Source organism: Holdemanella biformis DSM 3989 (genome assembly GCF_000156655.1).
Classification (GTDB): Bacteria; Bacillota_I; Bacilli_A; order Erysipelotrichales; family Erysipelotrichaceae; genus Holdemanella; species Holdemanella biformis.
The window spans coordinates 180,441-197,844 of sequence record NZ_DS996842.1 but is presented as its reverse complement, the minus strand read 5'-3'; the positions used below and the strand labels follow the sequence as shown (position 1 = coordinate 197,844).

General features: G+C 37.1%; 21 protein-coding genes. 14 read left to right on the top strand and 7 right to left on the bottom strand.

Translation table 11 applies throughout. The features are described from left to right. Positions 1–297 precede the first annotated feature (297 nt). The 4 genes from EUBIFOR_RS12725 (at position 298) to EUBIFOR_RS05975 (ending at position 4,276) form a co-directional block, all read left to right on the top strand. A complete protein-coding gene (locus EUBIFOR_RS12725) occupies positions 298–567 on the top strand; it encodes a EutP/PduV family microcompartment system protein (RefSeq protein ID WP_315969419.1) in 270 nt (89 codons plus the stop codon). Between the two features lie 305 nt (positions 568–872). Further along, positions 873–2,330 carry an alanine/glycine:cation symporter family protein gene (locus tag EUBIFOR_RS05985; protein WP_003865076.1) on the top strand — a complete coding sequence of 486 codons (1,458 nt, stop codon included), beginning with the start codon at positions 873–875 and terminating at the stop codon, positions 2,328–2,330. Positions 2,331–2,333: 3 nt separating this feature from the next. Next, entirely contained in the window at positions 2,334–3,944 is a 1,611-nt protein-coding gene (locus tag EUBIFOR_RS05980) for an amidohydrolase (protein WP_003865075.1), read from the top strand. Between the two features lie 152 nt (positions 3,945–4,096). Beyond that, the gene (locus EUBIFOR_RS05975) at positions 4,097–4,276 is read left to right on the top strand and encodes a hypothetical protein (RefSeq protein WP_003865074.1); all 180 of its coding nucleotides are present in this window, start codon (positions 4,097–4,099) and stop codon (positions 4,274–4,276) included. Between the two features lie 417 nt (positions 4,277–4,693). Here EUBIFOR_RS05975 and EUBIFOR_RS05970 read toward each other — a convergent pair whose 3' ends face one another. Then, complete coding sequence (locus EUBIFOR_RS05970) at positions 4,694–5,407, bottom strand: L-2-amino-thiazoline-4-carboxylic acid hydrolase (protein WP_003865073.1); 714 nt, start codon at positions 5,405–5,407, stop codon at positions 4,694–4,696. 495 nt (positions 5,408–5,902) lie between these two features. On the opposite strand from EUBIFOR_RS05970, the gene EUBIFOR_RS05965 reads away from it, so the two are divergent. The 5 genes from EUBIFOR_RS05965 to EUBIFOR_RS12720 all read left to right on the top strand — a co-directional run bounded on the left by EUBIFOR_RS05965 (position 5,903) and on the right by EUBIFOR_RS12720 (position 7,929). Beyond that, a complete protein-coding gene (locus EUBIFOR_RS05965; protein WP_003865072.1) occupies positions 5,903–6,214 on the top strand; it encodes a hypothetical protein in 312 nt (103 codons plus the stop codon). Positions 6,215–6,322: 108 nt separating this feature from the next. After that, positions 6,323–6,457: a hypothetical protein gene (locus tag EUBIFOR_RS13420; RefSeq protein ID WP_003865071.1), complete on the top strand. Its 135-nt coding sequence runs from the start codon at positions 6,323–6,325 to the stop codon at positions 6,455–6,457. A 95-nt stretch (positions 6,458–6,552) separates the two neighbouring features. After that, positions 6,553–6,771 (top strand): hypothetical protein, encoded by a 219-nt coding sequence (locus EUBIFOR_RS05960; protein ID WP_003865070.1) that lies wholly within the window; start codon positions 6,553–6,555, stop codon positions 6,769–6,771. A 377-nt stretch (positions 6,772–7,148) separates the two neighbouring features. Next, complete coding sequence (locus tag EUBIFOR_RS05955; protein ID WP_003865069.1) at positions 7,149–7,691, top strand: hypothetical protein; 543 nt, start codon at positions 7,149–7,151, stop codon at positions 7,689–7,691. Between the two features lie 79 nt (positions 7,692–7,770). Continuing rightward, on the top strand, positions 7,771–7,929 hold the full coding sequence (locus EUBIFOR_RS12720) for a hypothetical protein (RefSeq protein WP_003865068.1): 159 nt from the start codon (positions 7,771–7,773) through the stop codon (positions 7,927–7,929). A 453-nt stretch (positions 7,930–8,382) separates the two neighbouring features. Here EUBIFOR_RS12720 and EUBIFOR_RS05950 read toward each other — a convergent pair whose 3' ends face one another. After that, positions 8,383–10,506, bottom strand: coding sequence for a BspA family leucine-rich repeat surface protein (locus EUBIFOR_RS05950; RefSeq protein ID WP_040466249.1), 2,124 nt, complete (start codon positions 10,504–10,506; stop codon positions 8,383–8,385). 303 nt (positions 10,507–10,809) lie between these two features. After that, the gene (locus tag EUBIFOR_RS05945) at positions 10,810–11,562 is read right to left on the bottom strand and encodes a hypothetical protein (RefSeq protein ID WP_003865066.1); all 753 of its coding nucleotides are present in this window, start codon (positions 11,560–11,562) and stop codon (positions 10,810–10,812) included. Positions 11,563–11,701: 139 nt separating this feature from the next. On the opposite strand from EUBIFOR_RS05945, the gene EUBIFOR_RS05940 reads away from it, so the two are divergent. The 3 genes from EUBIFOR_RS05940 (at position 11,702) to EUBIFOR_RS13415 (ending at position 13,659) form a co-directional block, all read left to right on the top strand. Next, positions 11,702–12,424: a hypothetical protein gene (locus EUBIFOR_RS05940; protein WP_003865065.1), complete on the top strand. Its 723-nt coding sequence runs from the start codon at positions 11,702–11,704 to the stop codon at positions 12,422–12,424. A gap of 252 nt (positions 12,425–12,676) precedes the next feature. Continuing rightward, complete coding sequence (locus tag EUBIFOR_RS05935; RefSeq protein WP_040466248.1) at positions 12,677–13,216, top strand: YcxB family protein; 540 nt, start codon at positions 12,677–12,679, stop codon at positions 13,214–13,216. Between the two features lie 308 nt (positions 13,217–13,524). Next, positions 13,525–13,659 (top strand): hypothetical protein, encoded by a 135-nt coding sequence (locus tag EUBIFOR_RS13415; RefSeq protein WP_003865063.1) that lies wholly within the window; start codon positions 13,525–13,527, stop codon positions 13,657–13,659. 270 nt (positions 13,660–13,929) lie between these two features. On the opposite strand, the gene EUBIFOR_RS05930 is transcribed toward EUBIFOR_RS13415, so the two are convergent. From EUBIFOR_RS05930 to EUBIFOR_RS05915, 4 genes are read right to left on the bottom strand one after another with little or no spacing between them, the layout of a single operon-like run. Further along, entirely contained in the window at positions 13,930–14,232 is a 303-nt protein-coding gene (locus EUBIFOR_RS05930) for a hypothetical protein (protein WP_003865062.1), read from the bottom strand. A gap of 9 nt (positions 14,233–14,241) precedes the next feature. Next, on the bottom strand, positions 14,242–14,448 hold the full coding sequence (locus EUBIFOR_RS05925) for a helix-turn-helix transcriptional regulator (RefSeq protein WP_003865061.1): 207 nt from the start codon (positions 14,446–14,448) through the stop codon (positions 14,242–14,244). A gap of 40 nt (positions 14,449–14,488) precedes the next feature. Continuing rightward, a complete protein-coding gene (locus tag EUBIFOR_RS05920) occupies positions 14,489–14,707 on the bottom strand; it encodes a hypothetical protein (protein ID WP_147587381.1) in 219 nt (72 codons plus the stop codon). Then, positions 14,700–15,902, bottom strand: a complete 1,203-nt coding sequence (locus EUBIFOR_RS05915) for a transposase family protein (RefSeq protein WP_003865059.1) — start codon at positions 15,900–15,902, stop codon at positions 14,700–14,702. The genes EUBIFOR_RS05920 and EUBIFOR_RS05915 overlap by 8 nt, the downstream gene beginning before the upstream one ends. Before the next feature lie 171 nt (positions 15,903–16,073). Here EUBIFOR_RS05915 and EUBIFOR_RS05910 point away from each other — a divergent pair, with 171 nt between their 5' ends. Next, positions 16,074–16,991, top strand: coding sequence for a TniQ family protein (locus tag EUBIFOR_RS05910; RefSeq protein WP_003865058.1), 918 nt, complete (start codon positions 16,074–16,076; stop codon positions 16,989–16,991). Beyond that, positions 16,951–17,404: TnsA endonuclease N-terminal domain-containing protein (locus EUBIFOR_RS05905; protein WP_003865057.1), on the top strand; the 454-nt coding region annotated here is incomplete at its 3' end. The genes EUBIFOR_RS05910 and EUBIFOR_RS05905, both read left to right, overlap by 41 nt.

Genomic DNA, 17,404 nt, shown 5'->3' with positions numbered 1-17,404 from the left:
TATAACACTATGTATAGCAATGTGCAAAATAAATATTAACATTTGTTTATATAGCTCATGGATTTGCTTAATATATAGTATGATTATGTTTTATTCTATAATTGCACTTGAATAAAATACAATTTTAGTAATCTTTGCGGATTTGTTGTACCATACAAATCCGATGGCACCTCCATTTTCAATTATGTTAATAGCTTGGTTTTCAGATAATTTGGAATAGCCTGGTTGAACATCAGATTGATCCACATTATAAGTCCAAGAATATTATTCTACATTGCCAGCCAATCTTTCAGATAGATCATACTCGTTAAATTCTGGATCATCACCAAGGTAGATTTCCCACATACCAATATTCCAATGGTCATACAGTGGATGGAGAACATGGGCTGTGAGAGGATCTTTATGGTAAATAATAAGACAAGGGAAGGTATCAGCGAGCTGATGGATTATCTGCAGAATGATCTCCCGAAGCTTACGCTTGAACAGGCAAAATTCAAGCAGAGCATTGGACTTAACGAATGGGATCCCATGCCGGAAGGGGTGGAGTATCCGGAGCCGATACGGTAAAATAGTAATATTCACGAAAAATGAATAAAAAGCACAACATTCAAACGGAAAAAATAGCAATTCCTCCGGAACTATGATATACTGTGACCGTTTGGAAGATTAGTGGACTGAAATGTAAGATCCCCAGAGCATGAAGTATAAAGAGGGCAGAAACGGGGCTCGCAGATATATGGCAGAAGAGCTGTATGTCGAGAACACCGGGTATCCGTATCTGACTTCATGTTTTGGGGATTTTTTATATTCTGTACGCGGATTTTCCGAATGTATACAAAAGAAAAACAATAAAAAGGATAGGAGAGGAAAAGATGTTTGAATTATTTGAAAATCTGACCAACTGGCTCTGGGGACTGCCGCTGCTGATCACGATTCTCGCTACTGGTGTATATCTGACAGTACGTTCCGGTTTCTTCCAGTTCCGCCATTTTGGTTACATTGTGAAAAACATGTTCAGTAAAGAACGCCGTCAGGAAGGCGGAGACGACGGAAAGAGCCTGACACCGTTCCAGGCTATTTCCATTGCAATCGGCGGTACCGTTGGAGTATCCAATATGTCCGGTGTTGCAACAGCCATTGCAACAGGAGGACCTGGTGCATTATTCTGGCTCTGGATTGCGGCGCTTCTTGCTATGGTCATCAAGATGGCAGAGGTAACACTTGCTGTGTACTACAGAGAAAAACAGCCAAACGGTGAGTACCAGGGAGGCCCGACCTACTACATGCAGAAGGGTCTTGGCGAAGAGAAAAAGCTTCCCTTCTGGAAACTTTTTGCAGTACTGTTCGGCGGCTGTATTTTTATGACATGGTTCATCACCTTACAGAATTATACAGTATCAGAGGCTGTCGGAAGTACCTTCCATCTGCCGTACATCGTGCCGTCACTTCTGTATGTGGCAGCGATCTACCTGATCATCATTGGCGGTGTAAAGAAAGTCGGTGTGATATCTTCCTATATGACACCGATCATGTGCATGCTTTACATTGTAGGATCTCTTGCAATACTGGTATTGAATTTTGATAAGCTGCCGGAAACCTTTGGACTGATCTTCAAGGGTGCATTTACAACACAGGCAGCAGTCGGCGGATTTATGGGAGCCGGTGTTGCAACAACTATGCGTCTTGGATTTGCCCGTTCTGTATACAGCAACGAGGCAGGCTGGGGAACCTCACCTATGATCCATGCTTCCGCAAAAACAGACCATCCTGTAAAACAGGGACTGATGGGAGCATTTGAGGTATTTGCAGACACCATCGTAGTCTGCTCCATGACAGGTCTTGTTGTTATCACCACAGGCTACTGGAATTCAGGACTTCAGGGATCAGAGTTGACACTGACAGCATTTGAGTCAGGAATGGGCTCTGTTGCTAGAGCACTGATTGCGATCAGTATTTTCCTTTTCGGACTGACAACATCAACCGGATGGTTCACCTATTACAGCGTGATCCTGAAGCACTGGCTGAAAAACAATCAGAAGGTTCTGAAAATCGCAGAGAAGGTTTTTATCCTTGGAACGCCATTATGGGGTCTTCTGGTTACAGTGCTTACTCTTTACGGAAACGGAACACCGGCACAGCTGTGGGTAATTGCAGACTTTACAACGGTATTCCCTACATTTGTAAATGTTGCCACATTATTTATCTTAAGTGGTACCTTCTTTAAGCTGCTGAAGGATTATAAGGCGCGTTACATGGGAATCGGAAAAGTAGACAAGGATATGGCACTTTTCTACGAGGATAAAAAAGAAAAAGAAAAAGAGGAAAAATAAACAGTGGATACGATTTTTTTTAACGGATGTATAAGAACACTGGATAACAGTGAAAAAGTGGCAGAGGCTGTGGGAATCGAAAATGGCCGGATCGTTTTTGTGGGAACTGATAAAGAAGCGGAAGCTTTTTCCTGCAAAAAACGGATTGACCTTAAGGGAAGGCTGATGCTGCCTGGTTTTGTGGATACACATATGCATATGCTGCATTATGCATTTGTGGAAAGATCTGTGAAATTGTTTGACTGCACAAGTGTTGAGGAAATGCTTGCTGCAGCAAAAAAAAGACTGGAGGAGAGTAAAGGTCAGAAGCTGACCTGGCTCTACTGCAGAGGCTGGAATGAGGAGCATTTTGATAAGCCGCGCTATCCGCATAAGGATGAGCTGGATGCACTCTCAACGGAAATCCCCATCATTATGGTGCGTGTCTGCGGGCATGTGGCTGTGTGCAACAGCTGTGGTCTGGAGCTTCTGAAAAAAATCCCGGCGTTTCCGGAGATTGAGAAGGAGGTTGATCTGGATACCGGACTTCTGAAGGAGAATGCAGTACAGTTTTATTCTTCCGTATTGGAAGCACCATCCCAGGAAGAAGTGGAAGGCTACATCAGATACAGTGCAAAGAAGCTGAATGAATGTGGATTTACAGGTGTACAGTCCGATGATCTTGCCTCCCTTCCGGGAAAAAACTGGCGTCGGATCATGGCCTCCTACAAGGCACTTGATGCCAGAGGAGAGCTGAGTATCCGCCATTATGAGCAGTGCCTTTTTGAGCGAGCGGAGGATGCGAGGGCTTTTATCGAGGAAGGATATCATACCGGGCAGAGGAAAGATCACTTTACTATTGGACCGATGAAGCTGATCCAGGATGGTTCCCTTGGTGCAAGAACAGCGGCCATGAATGAGCCTTACGAGGATTCGCCGGAAAATACCGGAATCATCACATTCAGTCAGGATGAGCTTGACGATCTGTTTGCTTTTTTTGACCGGCATCAGATGCAGGCGGCGGTACACTGTATAGGTGATCGTGCCATGGATATGGTCATTGAGGCAGTTGCGAAATCTCCTTACCGGAAGGATAACAAAAAGGGCAGACATGGTATCGTACATTGCCAGATCACCAATCCGCGTATTTTGCAGGGGATGAAAGACCAGGATCTGCTGGCATATATCCAGCCGGTATTTATCGATCTGGATATGAACACAGTGGAACCTGCCATCGGCGCACAACGTATGGATAAGGTGTATGCATGGAAGAGTATGCTGGATATGGGAATCCATACGTCCGGCGGCTCGGATGCTCCTGTGGTAAGCTTTGATGCAATGGAGAATATTTATTTTGCAGTTACCCGCAAAAATATCAGCGGTCAGCCACAGGAAGGCTGGATCCCATCCGAAAAATTATCCGTAGACGAAGCGGTGAAGCTTTTTACAAAAAACGCAGCTTACGCTTCCTATACTGAAGACGAGAACGGAACCATCGAAGTGGGAAAAAATGCGGACTTCGTAGTTCTCGAGAAGAATATCTATGAGATCGACCCGGATGAGATCAAGTCCACGAAAGTGGATATGACAGTTCTTGGCGGTGAGATCGTTTATGAGAGAGAAGTAGAAGAATAGCGGCAGTATAAAAAGAAAAAAGTGAGAGGCAGAGTCTGAGTAGAGCTGGCTCTGCTTTTTTTGATTGCGGAGAATTTAATAACAAAATATAACAGTTATTAAATTTCTTAAAAAAGTGAAATCTCAATCGGGATTTAAGGAGGATAAAGACCATGAACAACAAAAGGATAATTATAGGAGTCACTATCGGAATAATCGCAGCAATACTTTGGAGCGTTGTTTTCATAAACTCATTAAATAGCATGGCTGGAATTGGAATCGGAATATGTCTGGGTATATCTTTTGGCATGTTTGGCAGCCTTATTTTTTCAAAGAAAGATAAAGATAAGTGATGATACAACCTCAAGTTTGCTTAACTGATAAAAACCCTTTAGGAACGAGTTGGCTTTTTTTACGCAATTTTATCCGTTTTCCTTAAACTAAGAACTTCTTTTAGAAAACTCGTACAGTGAGTTGGCACTAAAACGGTTATACTAAGAATTACGTTTAGAAAAGTGAAACAGCGATTTAGCACGTTTCCCTTAAACTAATAACTTTCAAAGGTTTTAAAGGCTTTGTCAAGAACGTTATGAGAACCTTTGAGGAAGAAAGCAAACATAACAAAAGAGCTGGAAGCAACTCCAGTTCTTCGTGCCACTATTTAAAATCCGAATCATCCATCACCATCGTACGATGGATTTCTTCCACTTCTGCATCTGTCAATTCGTTATCCTGTTCTAGACAAAATTCAATTAAAATGTGGGAGTTGGCTATTTATAACCATTCCCCTGCGTGAACACCGGCGGATCATAGTCCATCGGTTTGGCAGAAAGTTTCAACTTGAAATCACAATAATCATCATCAAAGCAGGTATGCTCTCTGTACAGTGGGGCACCCAGAATACCGAACATGACATAATCCAGATTACAGAGGTAAGGCATGTATTCTTCATATCCGTATTTTTTTGCAAAATCCGCTAGCGGACAAACGAGGTTGTGATAACTGAAATCATACCCCTTTTCTGGTGGAATCTGTGTCTGTGTCTCGAAACTTCCGGGATTCTGTGCAGCGTTTAATGCATTCTTCCTATCCTTTTTTAGGAATATTTTTGTAAGAAATCGGGGATTAGTAAAGATTTTACCCATTATACTCCGTAAAAAAGACGGAATCTTTTTAAACTGACGCTCATAAATAAGAATCATCAGGTGACCGCTCTGCGCTGTCGTAACACCATATTTTTTTAATACTTCACCCATGCTCACAAACATGTAAGCTCCGATAAGGTTCTTTGTTCCACTGGCAGCATCTCCGCCAATGTAAGGGAATCTTTCTAACATCTCCTCCTGATAGTTTGTCCAAATTTCTTGAATGAGGGTATCATAAGACTGTCCAGTAAGCGACTCTAGTTCATAGCTGATATAATTCATGTAAGAATTTAAAGTTTTATGCCATTTTTTTAGTTTTTTCTGGTAATATCTGTGCATATATTTTCTTCTCCTATATTATCGCAATTGACCTGTTTTCTTTATAAAAATTCACTTTTAGTTACTAGCCCAAGAGAACACACTCTTAACCGCCTCCTTTTAGAGAATGTCATGGGAAACCCGCTGCATATTAAGATTACAAGTACAACGTTAATTATGTATCTAGTATACTTGATTTCTGATGTTATCTCAATTAAAGGAGTGATTTTCGATTGCTTTAAGAACGCTCTCGTAGAACGAATGTTACTTTTATAACTAATCCTATGAAAACATTATTTTCAAAGTGTGCAATTCGTCGTTGTCGGTTTTCGAGAGCGTTGTGAGAGGATTCGAGAAAAGAGAAGGGTATAAAAAAAGACTGAAATCATTGATTGATGATTCAGTCCTGTAGTATTTAATTACTTCAAAGCAATTAATTAAACTTACTGATGAAGAAACTGAATGGAACAAATTGGAATACTTCGATAGTTTATATAATAAAAGATACAGATTCTGATGCTTGCAGAAAGAGACAAGAACAAATACGAGATGCCAGAAACAAACGTTGAGAATTTGGCTTACGAAAGCAAGATGATCAACATCGTGATTGGCAAAGTGCATCAAATCTACACAGATGTAACATCAGACGATATCGCACGATATGTTCGACAAATCTTGGCAGAAGATGAATATCATCGTATGAAACCAACTGAAGTTGCTAAAGAGGTAGTTGCCATCATCACAGGAAACCCAACTCAGAAAAAGAGAAGACCTTCATCAAAAGCACCTGCATCTAAGAACATCTGTGATTACATCTCGAACGCCTAAGAACAAAGAGACTTAATGTTTCTTTGTTTTTTTCACCTTTTCGTATGTAAGCCTTTTGATTACATCAAGGCGCATGGTACAATGTAAGTGTAAAGGAGGACATAGTGTATGATGTCATTAGATTGGATGGTTTACGCTTTAGGTGCAGTAGCTGTTGTTTTCTTGATTGCCATGTTCTTCAAGTATAAAAAGCACAATAGATATGCTGATAAATTTGAAGACACATATCCAGATGCAAAGTAAACAACTTCTAGACATGTTGTCTCAAACAATAATAACTTTTCTAGATTTTAAGTATGATAATTTTAGACAGGTATAAGGAGGTATAATAAATACGTATGTATTACTTATTATTCACTGTACAATTTATCTTATTTTTTGTTGTACAATTTACGGATTATTCAAAATGGAAAATGATTTCTTTTTTCACCATTACTGCAGTATTGATTTTATATAGTATCTATACACATGATACGGGGCAAATCATTATGTGCATTTTAGACATAATTTTTATTAGTTTCTGTTATTGGTATTATAAGAAAAAAGAAGCTAAATAGATCAAAATATTGCAACTTAATAGGCTATTAGAAAAAGAATCTATTGTAGCTTATCTTTGATAGCAATTTTCGGTATCAGCATTTTCTGAACAACATCAACTTCGAAACGTTGCCCAGCTTTTTTTGCGATTACATTTCGAACGCCTAGAACAAAGAGACTTAATGTTTCTTTGTTTTTTGTGTTTTATTGAGCACGAATAAGTAAACGTAATTCTTAGTTTCATGAAGATAGAACAAATCTTTTTTGTAAACGTAACGCTTAGTTTAAGATTACGAGAACAGATTATTTTTCTAAACGTAACGCTTAGTTTAAGAAACTAGAAACAAGATATTTTCGTAAACGTAACGCTTAGTTTCTTAACGTAACGCTTAGTTTTATGAAAACAGATACTCTGTATGAATGTACAGGTGGAATCATCAATATGCTCATCTGGCTGTACAAATGGATCATGATTGAATATCTGGACAATCGGTCAAAGGGTACAATCGTAACCATTAACGAAAAGTTCATCAAGTCAGTCAGTAAGAAACACTTTGGTCAGCTGAAGGGAGCTATCGACATGGTCAATCAGGCAAAGGTTGAAGAAATGGAAGATGAACAGATTCTGATGCTTGCTGAAAGTGACAAGAACAAATACGAGATGCCAGAAACAAATGTTGAGAACTTGGCTTACGAAAGCAAGATGATCAAAATCGTGATTGGCAAAGTCCATCAAATCTATACAGATGTAACATCAGACGATATCGCACGCTATGTTCGACAAATCTTGGCAGAAGATGCATACCATCGTATGAAGCCAACTGAAGTTGCCAAAGAGGTAGTTGCCATCATCACAGGAAGTCCAACCCGTAAAAAGAGAAGACCTTCATCAAAAGCACCTGCATCTAAGAACATCTGTGATTACATCTCGAATACCTAAGAACAAAGAGACTTTATGTTTCTTTGTTTTTTTGTGCTTTCACAAACAAACGAAGCAAACTTTGGAAGTTCTTAGTTTCATGAAGTTAGAACAAATTATTTTCGTAAAAGAAGCTGTTAGTTTCATATTACGTAAACAAGATATTTTGGTAAAAGAAGTTATTAGTTTCATAATGAAGAAACAAGATAATTTCTTAAAAGAAGTTGTTAGTTTCTTAAAGAAGCTGTTAGTTTCATGAAAACAATAAAGCTGTCTCTCCAAAACTAACAACTTCCACTGTTGGTCTTTTTTTGTACCTTTTTGCTCATTTTCCTTAAACTAAGAGGTTCTTTTAAGAAAGTGATTCAGTGAAATGAACGTTTTTTCCTTAAACTAAAAACTTCTTTTAAAAAACTCATACAGTGAGTTGGCACCAAAACGGTTAAACTAAGAATTACGTTTAGAAAAGTGAAACAGTGGTTTGACACGTTTCCATTAAACTAAGAACTTCCAAAGATTTTAGAGGCGTTTATGAGAGCGTTGTTGAATGAGTGCTCGCTTTCCAATTATTTATGTGGCATTTCCTCGTTTTCTCTCACGGCGTTTTCATAATCATCTCAAATGGGGACAACTCGATCAAAACATTACTTCTCATAGTGTGCAATTTCAGCGCTGTTGAAAGAGGCTGTCGAGAAGGTATAAAAAAAGAACCTCATTGCTGAGATTCTGATTCGTTTTGTTTTGAGTCTGATTCCAATTCGTCTGGTTCTTTTATAGGTGTTTCTACGCTTCTTACTTCATTGACCGTTTCCTCGTTTGTTTGTTGTGTTTCTAGAGGTTTGTCGGAGATTGATGTGAAATAGCCTGGATTATTAACTCCACCGTCAATACGTGCTGCGGTAGAATCTATGTATGTTGGGTCGTATTTTGTGCCAGAGCCACCGATTAGAGAAGTACAATCTAAAAACATTTGTGTTGAATTGGAAACTTTTGTCATTACAAACGTATCTGAGACATAAATTGATTTAAGGTTATAACAGCCTCGAAACATTTGGCTTGTATCTATGCAGTTCTGAGTGTCAAATGAAGATAGGTCTAAAGTTGTTAAAGATCGATCGCCTATAAACATTAATCGCGTAAATTGAACATTTGTGGTATTAAGTTTGTTCAAACCTTTTATAGCAATTAATTTTGGGCACTCACCAAACATTCTGTCCATGTCATATACGTTACAGGTGTTCCAACCATCTATATTTATAAATTCAAGAGATGAGCAACCTCTAAATAGCCAATGACAAGTTGATACAGATTCTGTATTCCATGTATGCAAATCAATTTGTTTAAGTCTTGTACATTCAAAAAAGAGATTGGATAGATTAGTTATGTTAGATGTATTCCATTTGGATAAGTCAATATCTGTAATTCCAGAATATGCAAACATATTATTAAGACTATAACCTGAAATCATATCCCAATTATTAACATCTAAAAAGGCTAGTGATTGACAGTTGCTAAACATCTTATCAAAGTATTTTATTTTCGAAGTATTCCATTGAGAAACATTTATTTCTGTAGAGTTTGCACAACCATAGAACATATAACTTCCATCAGTAACATTAGAAACGTCAAGATTGTTTGCGTCAATTTTATCTATATATGTATATTCAAATAAATGCGATGAATCTTGCTTTGCTATTAACCTACCACCTTTTGTATTGTATAGATGAAGTTCATTATTTTTTACATATACACCAGCTGATGTAGTAAACATGTCTTCAATAGTACTAACATTCTGAACATTAATTGGCTTGTCTGCATCTAAAATTAAACTGGTTGTTTTTGTTGAATTAATTAATGCTTGTAAAGGTGATAGAGCTTCAAAATTTAACGAAAAACCTGAATCAGTATCCATCTGTAATACTGCTTTTATAGATATTAAATTGCCATCTTCATCTACATTAATTGTTACACCTTTGGGTAAACTTTGACCCCATATTCCTTTATATTTAAAGATAGGTTTTATTTTAAAGTTTTTACATTCATATACGTCACCAGCTTTTCCAGCTACCCACACAGAATAACTATTTATACCAGTTAGTTTGCCATTTTTATAAATATCAAATGTACCTATATTTTGTAGGTATTCATTTTGGTTGCCATTTATAAAAGCACCAAAATAAAAAACTCGTATTGGAAGCCATACAACTGATAATTTTTCAGTGTTTGGTTTTACAGTACTTCCAGAATATATTGTATTACCATCTTCATCTTTCCATGAAGAAAACTGATAACCACTCCTGACAGGAACAGGTAATTGCCCATAAGAGCTTCCATTTTTAACCGTATAAGCAACCTTATCTTTTCCATTCACTGTACCGCCGTTGCAGTCAAGCTGAATGGTTCGTGTTTCTACGGGGTTCATAGTGAACTGGAGTTGATCTTGATAATTACCAGAATATTTCACATCAGCTTCATTCTTCGAAACCTTAATACTTTCCGAGAAGGAATCACTGTCCTTGTCTACATACTGTGGCTCATATTCGAGCTTTGTCTTGTCCAGTTTGTAGGGGATGGAAGCTTGTCCATTCTTCAGATTGAAGTTGTTCTTGCTCGTTATATCTATGTCTAACCATCTTTTTTGATACGTGTTTCCTGAAACCGTGAATGTTGTCTCATCTTGGTCAGGGCTTAAGCTGATCTCCGATGGTACATTAACGGAATAATAAGTCTCATTGTTTTGAGGCACGCTTTCCGCCATAGCATGAGGAAGCCCACACAACAGTACACCTGCCGTTACGAGTCCACTCATTATTGATATTTTTATTATGTTTTTCATATCATTCCAAATACCTCCTTATGCATACATAAAGCCACAATTCGTTTCCTACTTGGCTTTACGCATACAGTGAACCACGAAAAAATACTCGATTGATTTGAGAACGTTTTCGTCAGATATTTATAATGGGTTATACAATAATCCTACATACTGTAAAAGCAGGGGGTGATGAAAAAGCTGGGCTTTATCCGGAATAGCTGAAAACATGCTCGAGAAAGAAAAGAACAAAATAAAAAAGCTACAGTGAATAGAACACAAGAATCTGTTCAAACTATAGCTTTGTTTATCTTTATATGTTTCGTTTTACCGATTCATTAACACTTCTTCTAGAATCGGCTTCAGAATATCTGGAGTTAATTCATCTAAATCAAATGAATATTCTACGTTTAATCTGGGGTTATAGAACTTCAGGTATTTGACGTTACTGAAAAGTTTTTTCTTCGACTTCATTCCAATAATCCAATACAGAATAATTTGTAGTGTATATTTGTTGGCGATTTTCTTGCTAAGCACTTTCATGTCGATTAGGGAATCATCTGTTAAATAGTCATAATCACCGTAAATGTTGTCTTCTTTATAGTTTACCGACAAACGATCTCCAACATTAACAAGCTTTGCTTGATGTTGGAAGTATCTTAATGAGCGATTTACCATTTCTCTGATATTTTCAATCGTATGCTCATCTGGAAGCTCAAGTTCATAATCAATAGATGGTATATAACCACTTCTGTATATCTGTTCATAAAAAGAAAGCTGATATGCTGCAAGGATTGAATCATCATCTAGTCCTGTGACTTCATCAATTAAATCAAAGTTAAGGTCTTTAATCGCCATCATTCCAAAAGAAGCGGGTTCAAACACTTTCTTTGGTTTTGCACCTAACAGAATACGAGTCATATTATCTACGGTTGTTCCAATCAATGATTTTGAACCATTCTCATCAGAAAATAATTCGTTTTCAGACTCATAATGTGTTTCTTTAAAAAGTTTTACAGGGAGGTATCCGCCTCTGGGCTGTTTAACATTATTTGCTAAAGTTGTAATAGTTACTGACATAGTTATCACTCCATTTCATGCTCATACATATACAGTAACCCATAAATCATGAAAAGTCACACTTATATAGATATTTCATCGGGATTTTGTTTGTTTTCAATCTGAATGATATACTAGAAGCAGAAAATGGGGAAAGAGTATGAAAAGGAATAGGATTATTGTTGCTGTTTTGGCAACTACATTAATGTTGTCTGGATGTGCAGTCTCTAATAAAGATACAAAAAAGAAAACGGTTGAAAAAGTCTCAGTGAAAAAACAAGACAAATCCAAATCAAAGAAAAAAGAATCGAAAAAAAACACCAAAGAAACAAATGAAGCCAAGGAAGAAACATCGCAAGAACAGGAAACACAAGCTAGTCAGGTGGAAGAAACACCAGTTGCTACGGGGATTTCGAGTATGTATACAGATGAGGAGTTGCTTACTTACGCAAATGATCATCTTGATGATTTCTGGCGTACTTACTATTGCTTTATGGCAGGTACATTTTTTGAGGGTACTGGAGATTTTGGCAATACGTTGATTACTGATCCAAATATTCACTCGTTACAGGATGTTGAGAATGTATGGTATCAGAAGTTTTCCAGAAGGTATCCTGCTCCTTATTTAGACATGAATACCAATCCATATAAAGAACTCCCATTCTGGGAAGAAAATGGACAAGTCTATGAACGATATCGCATAGATGGAATACCACATGTTTCTTTCTTTTTTGACCATATTATGCAAAAGACGGACGATGAGGTATGGTTTGCGTATTATTGCAAAGGACCAGATGGTTCAATTAGCGATACTCAACAGCAGTGGTCATTTGTTTACGAAGACGGAAAGCTAAAATACGGAACGATTGTCAGAAATTACTAGAAGGCTTGAAAAAGTCTTCTTTTGTTTTGATTGGATAGTGATGAGAAGACTTTTCATGATGAGCGAGCATAATAAAAGGGGTGACTTATTAATCAGTCCTTTGGCTTACTGCTTGAAATCTGAATCATCCATCAACATTATATGAGGGATTTCTTTGATTTCTTTATCCGTCAATATTTTATATTGTGGCTCTATGTTTTTCTGCTTTTGATGTATACTATAATTAGTTTGATGGAAAGAGAGATGATTATAATGATCAAAACTAAATTGAATTTAGGTCCAGATGAATTTAAAGTGATAAGAGAAATCAGTTTTGCTCGCCCAAGCATTAAAAAGAATAGAAAGATATTACAAATAGTTTGTGTTATTGGAGCATTTATTATGGGGATTGATACGCTAACATCCTTTTTAGATCATTCGATAGGAAATGCACTAATTTCACTAGCTTGTTTAATAGCTTTTATTTGGTTTGCAAAAGTAGGTCTATATTATGAACAGGATTTAATTTTTAAAATAATTCAAAATAAAGCCCTAGATAATGTAAAAAATGGAACAATTGAGTATATATTTGATTCAGATGGAGTTACAACAATATCTGAACTTGAGTTTGTTACAAGTAAATATAAATGGGACGCATTTCAATGGTGGTGTGTGTTTAAAAATTATATTTATTTACAAACCTCTACTAAAAAAATAGTATTGGTGAAAAAAAGCAATTTAACTCCAGAAGATTATGAGAGCTTAATTTCACTTTTGAGCACTCATGTTCAGCAAAAAGAAATATGCCATTAATTTTGGATATGGAAAGTTTCTATGTATAGACAAAACTAGTAACGGGTAAACCTCATCAATTTACCCGCTTTTTTTATGCCTTCTATTTAACTATGGGGAGTATTTTGGAGGTTTCCGTGAGGATGGTTTGTCCAAGTTGTAAAAAGAGAAGTCCTTCATCGAAAGCACCTGCATCTACAAATATCTGTGATTACATCTCGAACGCCTAAGAACAAAGAGACTTAATGTTTCTTTGTTTTTTAGTATGTAAACGCTTTGATTGTATCAAGGTATATGGTACAATATAAGTGAAAAGGAGGACATAGTGTATGATGTCATTAGATTGGATGGTTTACGCTTTAGGTGCCGTAGCTGTTGTTTTCTTAGTTGCCATGTTCTTCAAGTATAAAAAGCACAATAGATATGCTGATAAATTTGAAGACACATATCCAGACGCAAAGTAAGCAACTTTCAGACGTGTTTTCTAAAACGATGATAACCACAAGCAGGATCGAAAGGTTCTGCTTTTTTTGTGCTTCATTGAGCATGAGTAAGTAAACGTAATTCTTAGTTTCATGAAGTTAGAACAAATCTTTTTCGTAAACGTAACGCTTAGTTTAAGATTACGAGAACAGATTATTTTTCTAAACGTAACGCTTAGTTTCATGAAAACAGTAACAAAAAACACCGTATTGCTACGATGTTTTTCTGTCTAATATTTTTGTATCTACTACTCAAAAAATACCTTTATTATATTTGAATTGACCATAAAGAATCAAACCTAATCCGATAATAATCGCTGTCAGAATGATATATCCCATAATTTCTTCGCTCCAAAACGAAACAATAAAACCTAATACAAGAGATATTCCTATAATCAGTGTTCCTGTTCCAACAACTTTTCCATACTTTGGTATATCTTCTTCTTTTACTCTTCGCCTATTGTAAGAATGAATTGTGCTGATATTGCCTTTGATATTTATAATTCCCACAACAGATATGAACACTCCCAAAATCAACATTATAATATTTTCCATAATGACCTCCTAAAAATAGAATAGTTCCTCAAATTTTTTGTCCAATGCAATACAAAGAATTAGAGCCAATTTTGCAGTTGGATTAAACTGTCCTGTTTCAATAGAACTAATGGTATTTCTTGATACTCCTACCATTTCTGCAAGTTGAGCTTGAGAAAGATTTGCTTCTGTGCGAACTTCCTTTAAGTGATTTTTCAGTTGTAATTGTTCTTTCATATTCTCACCTCTAAAAGGTGGCTAACAAATCCAACAAAGCCTAGTATAACAGTGTGTTATGTGCTTTTTCAACTACAACTTCAGCTTCCTGCTTAGTATGGAATAACTTGGATACTCTGACTCTGGTTCCTGCTGGAGTTTCATTGTCATTGAATTTTATCGTGCAGAAACCTGAGCCTGTCCTAATTACCGTGGCTTCTCGAATGTGATATCCGTTGGCTATGAAATAGACAATATCACCAAGATTAAATCTATTCATAAGCATCCTCCTGATCTACATTAACTTCTACTGTTTCATCATACTGACTTTCTTCATACTTTTTGCAAGACTTGTTCATCTTATATAGAATATATTCTTTGCGTTCATTCAAATCCAGATTGCATCCAAGCTCATACGCAATATCATCAATTGATTTGTCTTTATCACGCTTACTGATGCGATTCTTATCTTTCATGATTTCATCAATAACATCAGCATTCTTGATTCTAGCCTTTAAAACAATCTTTTCATCCAGTGAATACCAGTAATCACGCTGTAAAAAATAGTAATCATGGAAAACAGGGGATGTTCTAAGAAGATTATCAAGCTGAATCTGCTCATCATATGTCAGCTGAGTTCTTGGGGTTCTGAAAAGATGCTCTTCGGTTTCTATAGATGATTCATCATCCGAATTTCTTTGCTCTCTGTACGCATTGAAACAGCCTGTAGTAATCATTGACTGCAAGGAACGGAAATCATACTGCACATTATCTTGACCAAATACGCGAGCTAATACATCCACGTATTTAAAATCCGCAGGTACAGTTACCTTACGAATTGCAGGGTTGTTCCGTTTCAGAGCAAGCACATAATTTAAAGCTAGTTTAGGTGAATTGAAGTAGTTAAGAAGGTCTGAATCATACATCGTATCAATGACCAGATAAAAATTCTTGCTATTGTGTCTAGACTTGGCAATTACTAATGAGCGTTCGCCCATGTGCATATCCGTATTTCTGTCACGATAAGCCTGACGAATGTAATACAGCCTTCTAGGTTTGACTCCTGTCATTTCACTGGTTACATCAACTCCATATTTGAAAACCAGATACTCAATCCAGTCAAGGAATCTATTTGTTGTTCTATGGTTTCCAGACCAGCTTTCTTCATTCTCGTCTGGAACAAAGTCTCTTGTAAGACATGCAGGCTTGCTATTTACAACATTATTACACTTAGGGCAGAAGGCACGTCTTGTTGTTAAGTGGATAAATACTCGATAACCATCAATGTTCAAATCCTCATAAACAGTTTCAACAAAGCCATGAGCTATATATTTGCCTGTACATCCATCAGAATCACAGTCTTTTCCAGTAGAGTCCAGAAGATTTTTAGCCTGTACGTGAATAATATTATGTTTTTTGTCTACTTTGGCACTAAGAAACTCAATATCGGCCAAAGCTTTAATCTTGATCTGCATATTTGTTCCTTCATCTTCCTATTTACAACTATATGATAACAGTTTTCAGAAGCCTTGTACACACAAAAACACTGATTTTTGCAATACGGTTAATTTCTTGTTCTTGATTTATTATGAAGATGTGATCAGGGATGAGAAAGTCTCTGAGAAGTAACAAAGGAGGAATAAGATATGTTACCTGTAGAATTTTTACCCGATGTTGATGAACTTCCTGTTAGCTGGATGAATCGACTAGCTCTTGCAAATGGCTTTATAGACGTCAATGATATGCTTAGAAGTTACCGTATTATTGATGGAAAGAAAGTCATTCGTCATCTGGACTATTTCCCGAAAGTGCTTGGATTGATTTCAGACAATGCTTGGTCAAAAAGTATACTTTCAATCTACAAGCAGGATGTTAAAGACCAGTACGACATCATTCCGTACCACAATGATGAACATCTATGCGTATGTCCAGAATGTATGAAAGAAGATATGACTCGATTTGGACACATTGTCTATCACTTTCAGCACCAGTATCCAGGTTCTTTTACATGCTGGAAGCACAAATGTATTTTGGAATATGTACAGCCTGATCAGCGTTTTATTCAGGATATGAACCGAATGGAATTCATCCCAATCAAAGGCTCGTATGACAGAGATACTGAATTCAAGATGTTTTCAACTTGCTATTCAAAGGGCTCTATCTTCTACAAAATCGTAAGATACCAGCTTGAAGTACTTATGCGTGACAAGCATCTGACAGACAACGAAGTAGTTGAAGCCTTTAGATGTAAAGGTGATGAGGAAGAACTGCCAATGAAGGTGGTACAGATGATTCACACCAAAAGTGTAGACTACTTTACCTTTAGAGAACAGCGTGTACTTCTTCAGCTTTTATTCGATGATTATCCACGTTATGTTTCGTTCTTTTCCAAGATTGATCCAGTACATATGATTGGTTATCGACGTAGAAAAGTTTCAAATGGAATGTTTTTGATGACTGTTCGCAATGAACAACGTCGTAGAGCAAGACGTTATAGAAAGAACACTAGAAAGAGAATCCGCCGTGCTGTCAATAAAAAACGACACAAAAATAAACGAGGGTAGGGGTAAAGGCTCTGGAGCCTCCTACCTTCCGTGGATCCAGACAAGAGAAATCAGCAGTGTTGGGACTTGCTCTAACCCAAAGGACTGGAAAACAGGACGCACTGTTGAGCTTCTCTCACAGGGAGAAGCCTATTACTGGCATATCCTGAGATGGAATGATGAAATCGAGGATATTCGTGAACAGTATCCTTTAGACCTTGAAACGACATTGGAAATCTGTGACGACTATAACGTGAAACATCCACGAAACCGTCATACGTATATGACATCTGATTTCTACGTCACATACAAGGATGGCAAAGAGAAAGTGTTCAGTGTGAAACCATCAAGAAATGTGTTGAAAAAAAAGCGTGCCAAGGAAAAGCTCGCTGTCGAAAAGGTCTACTGGGAAAAATTCAGACATGTACCGTTTG

What these genes read in the sequence shown, in the direction of transcription:
- EUBIFOR_RS05985 (WP_003865076.1), top strand. Translation starts at nt 873, where the DNA reads ATGTTTGAATTATTTGAAAATCTGACCAACTGGCTCTGGGGACTGCCG.
- EUBIFOR_RS05975 (WP_003865074.1), top strand. Translation starts at nt 4,097, where the DNA reads ATGAACAACAAAAGGATAATTATAGGAGTCACTATCGGAATAATCGCA.
- EUBIFOR_RS05970 (WP_003865073.1), bottom strand. Translation starts at nt 5,407, where the DNA reads ATGCACAGATATTACCAGAAAAAACTAAAAAAATGGCATAAAACTTTA.
- EUBIFOR_RS05965 (WP_003865072.1), top strand. Translation starts at nt 5,903, where the DNA reads ATGCTTGCAGAAAGAGACAAGAACAAATACGAGATGCCAGAAACAAAC.
- EUBIFOR_RS13420 (WP_003865071.1), top strand. Translation starts at nt 6,323, where the DNA reads ATGATGTCATTAGATTGGATGGTTTACGCTTTAGGTGCAGTAGCTGTT.
- EUBIFOR_RS05960 (WP_003865070.1), top strand. Translation starts at nt 6,553, where the DNA reads ATGTATTACTTATTATTCACTGTACAATTTATCTTATTTTTTGTTGTA.
- EUBIFOR_RS05955 (WP_003865069.1), top strand. Translation starts at nt 7,149, where the DNA reads ATGAAAACAGATACTCTGTATGAATGTACAGGTGGAATCATCAATATG.
- EUBIFOR_RS12720 (WP_003865068.1), top strand. Translation starts at nt 7,771, where the DNA reads ATGAAGTTAGAACAAATTATTTTCGTAAAAGAAGCTGTTAGTTTCATA.
- EUBIFOR_RS05950 (WP_040466249.1), bottom strand. Translation starts at nt 10,506, where the DNA reads ATGAAAAACATAATAAAAATATCAATAATGAGTGGACTCGTAACGGCA.
- EUBIFOR_RS05945 (WP_003865066.1), bottom strand. Translation starts at nt 11,562, where the DNA reads ATGTCAGTAACTATTACAACTTTAGCAAATAATGTTAAACAGCCCAGA.
- EUBIFOR_RS05940 (WP_003865065.1), top strand. Translation starts at nt 11,702, where the DNA reads ATGAAAAGGAATAGGATTATTGTTGCTGTTTTGGCAACTACATTAATG.
- EUBIFOR_RS05935 (WP_040466248.1), top strand. Translation starts at nt 12,677, where the DNA reads ATGATCAAAACTAAATTGAATTTAGGTCCAGATGAATTTAAAGTGATA.
- EUBIFOR_RS13415 (WP_003865063.1), top strand. Translation starts at nt 13,525, where the DNA reads ATGATGTCATTAGATTGGATGGTTTACGCTTTAGGTGCCGTAGCTGTT.
- EUBIFOR_RS05930 (WP_003865062.1), bottom strand. Translation starts at nt 14,232, where the DNA reads ATGGAAAATATTATAATGTTGATTTTGGGAGTGTTCATATCTGTTGTG.
- EUBIFOR_RS05925 (WP_003865061.1), bottom strand. Translation starts at nt 14,448, where the DNA reads ATGAAAGAACAATTACAACTGAAAAATCACTTAAAGGAAGTTCGCACA.
- EUBIFOR_RS05920 (WP_147587381.1), bottom strand. Translation starts at nt 14,707, where the DNA reads ATGAATAGATTTAATCTTGGTGATATTGTCTATTTCATAGCCAACGGA.
- EUBIFOR_RS05915 (WP_003865059.1), bottom strand. Translation starts at nt 15,902, where the DNA reads ATGCAGATCAAGATTAAAGCTTTGGCCGATATTGAGTTTCTTAGTGCC.
- EUBIFOR_RS05910 (WP_003865058.1), top strand. Translation starts at nt 16,074, where the DNA reads ATGTTACCTGTAGAATTTTTACCCGATGTTGATGAACTTCCTGTTAGC.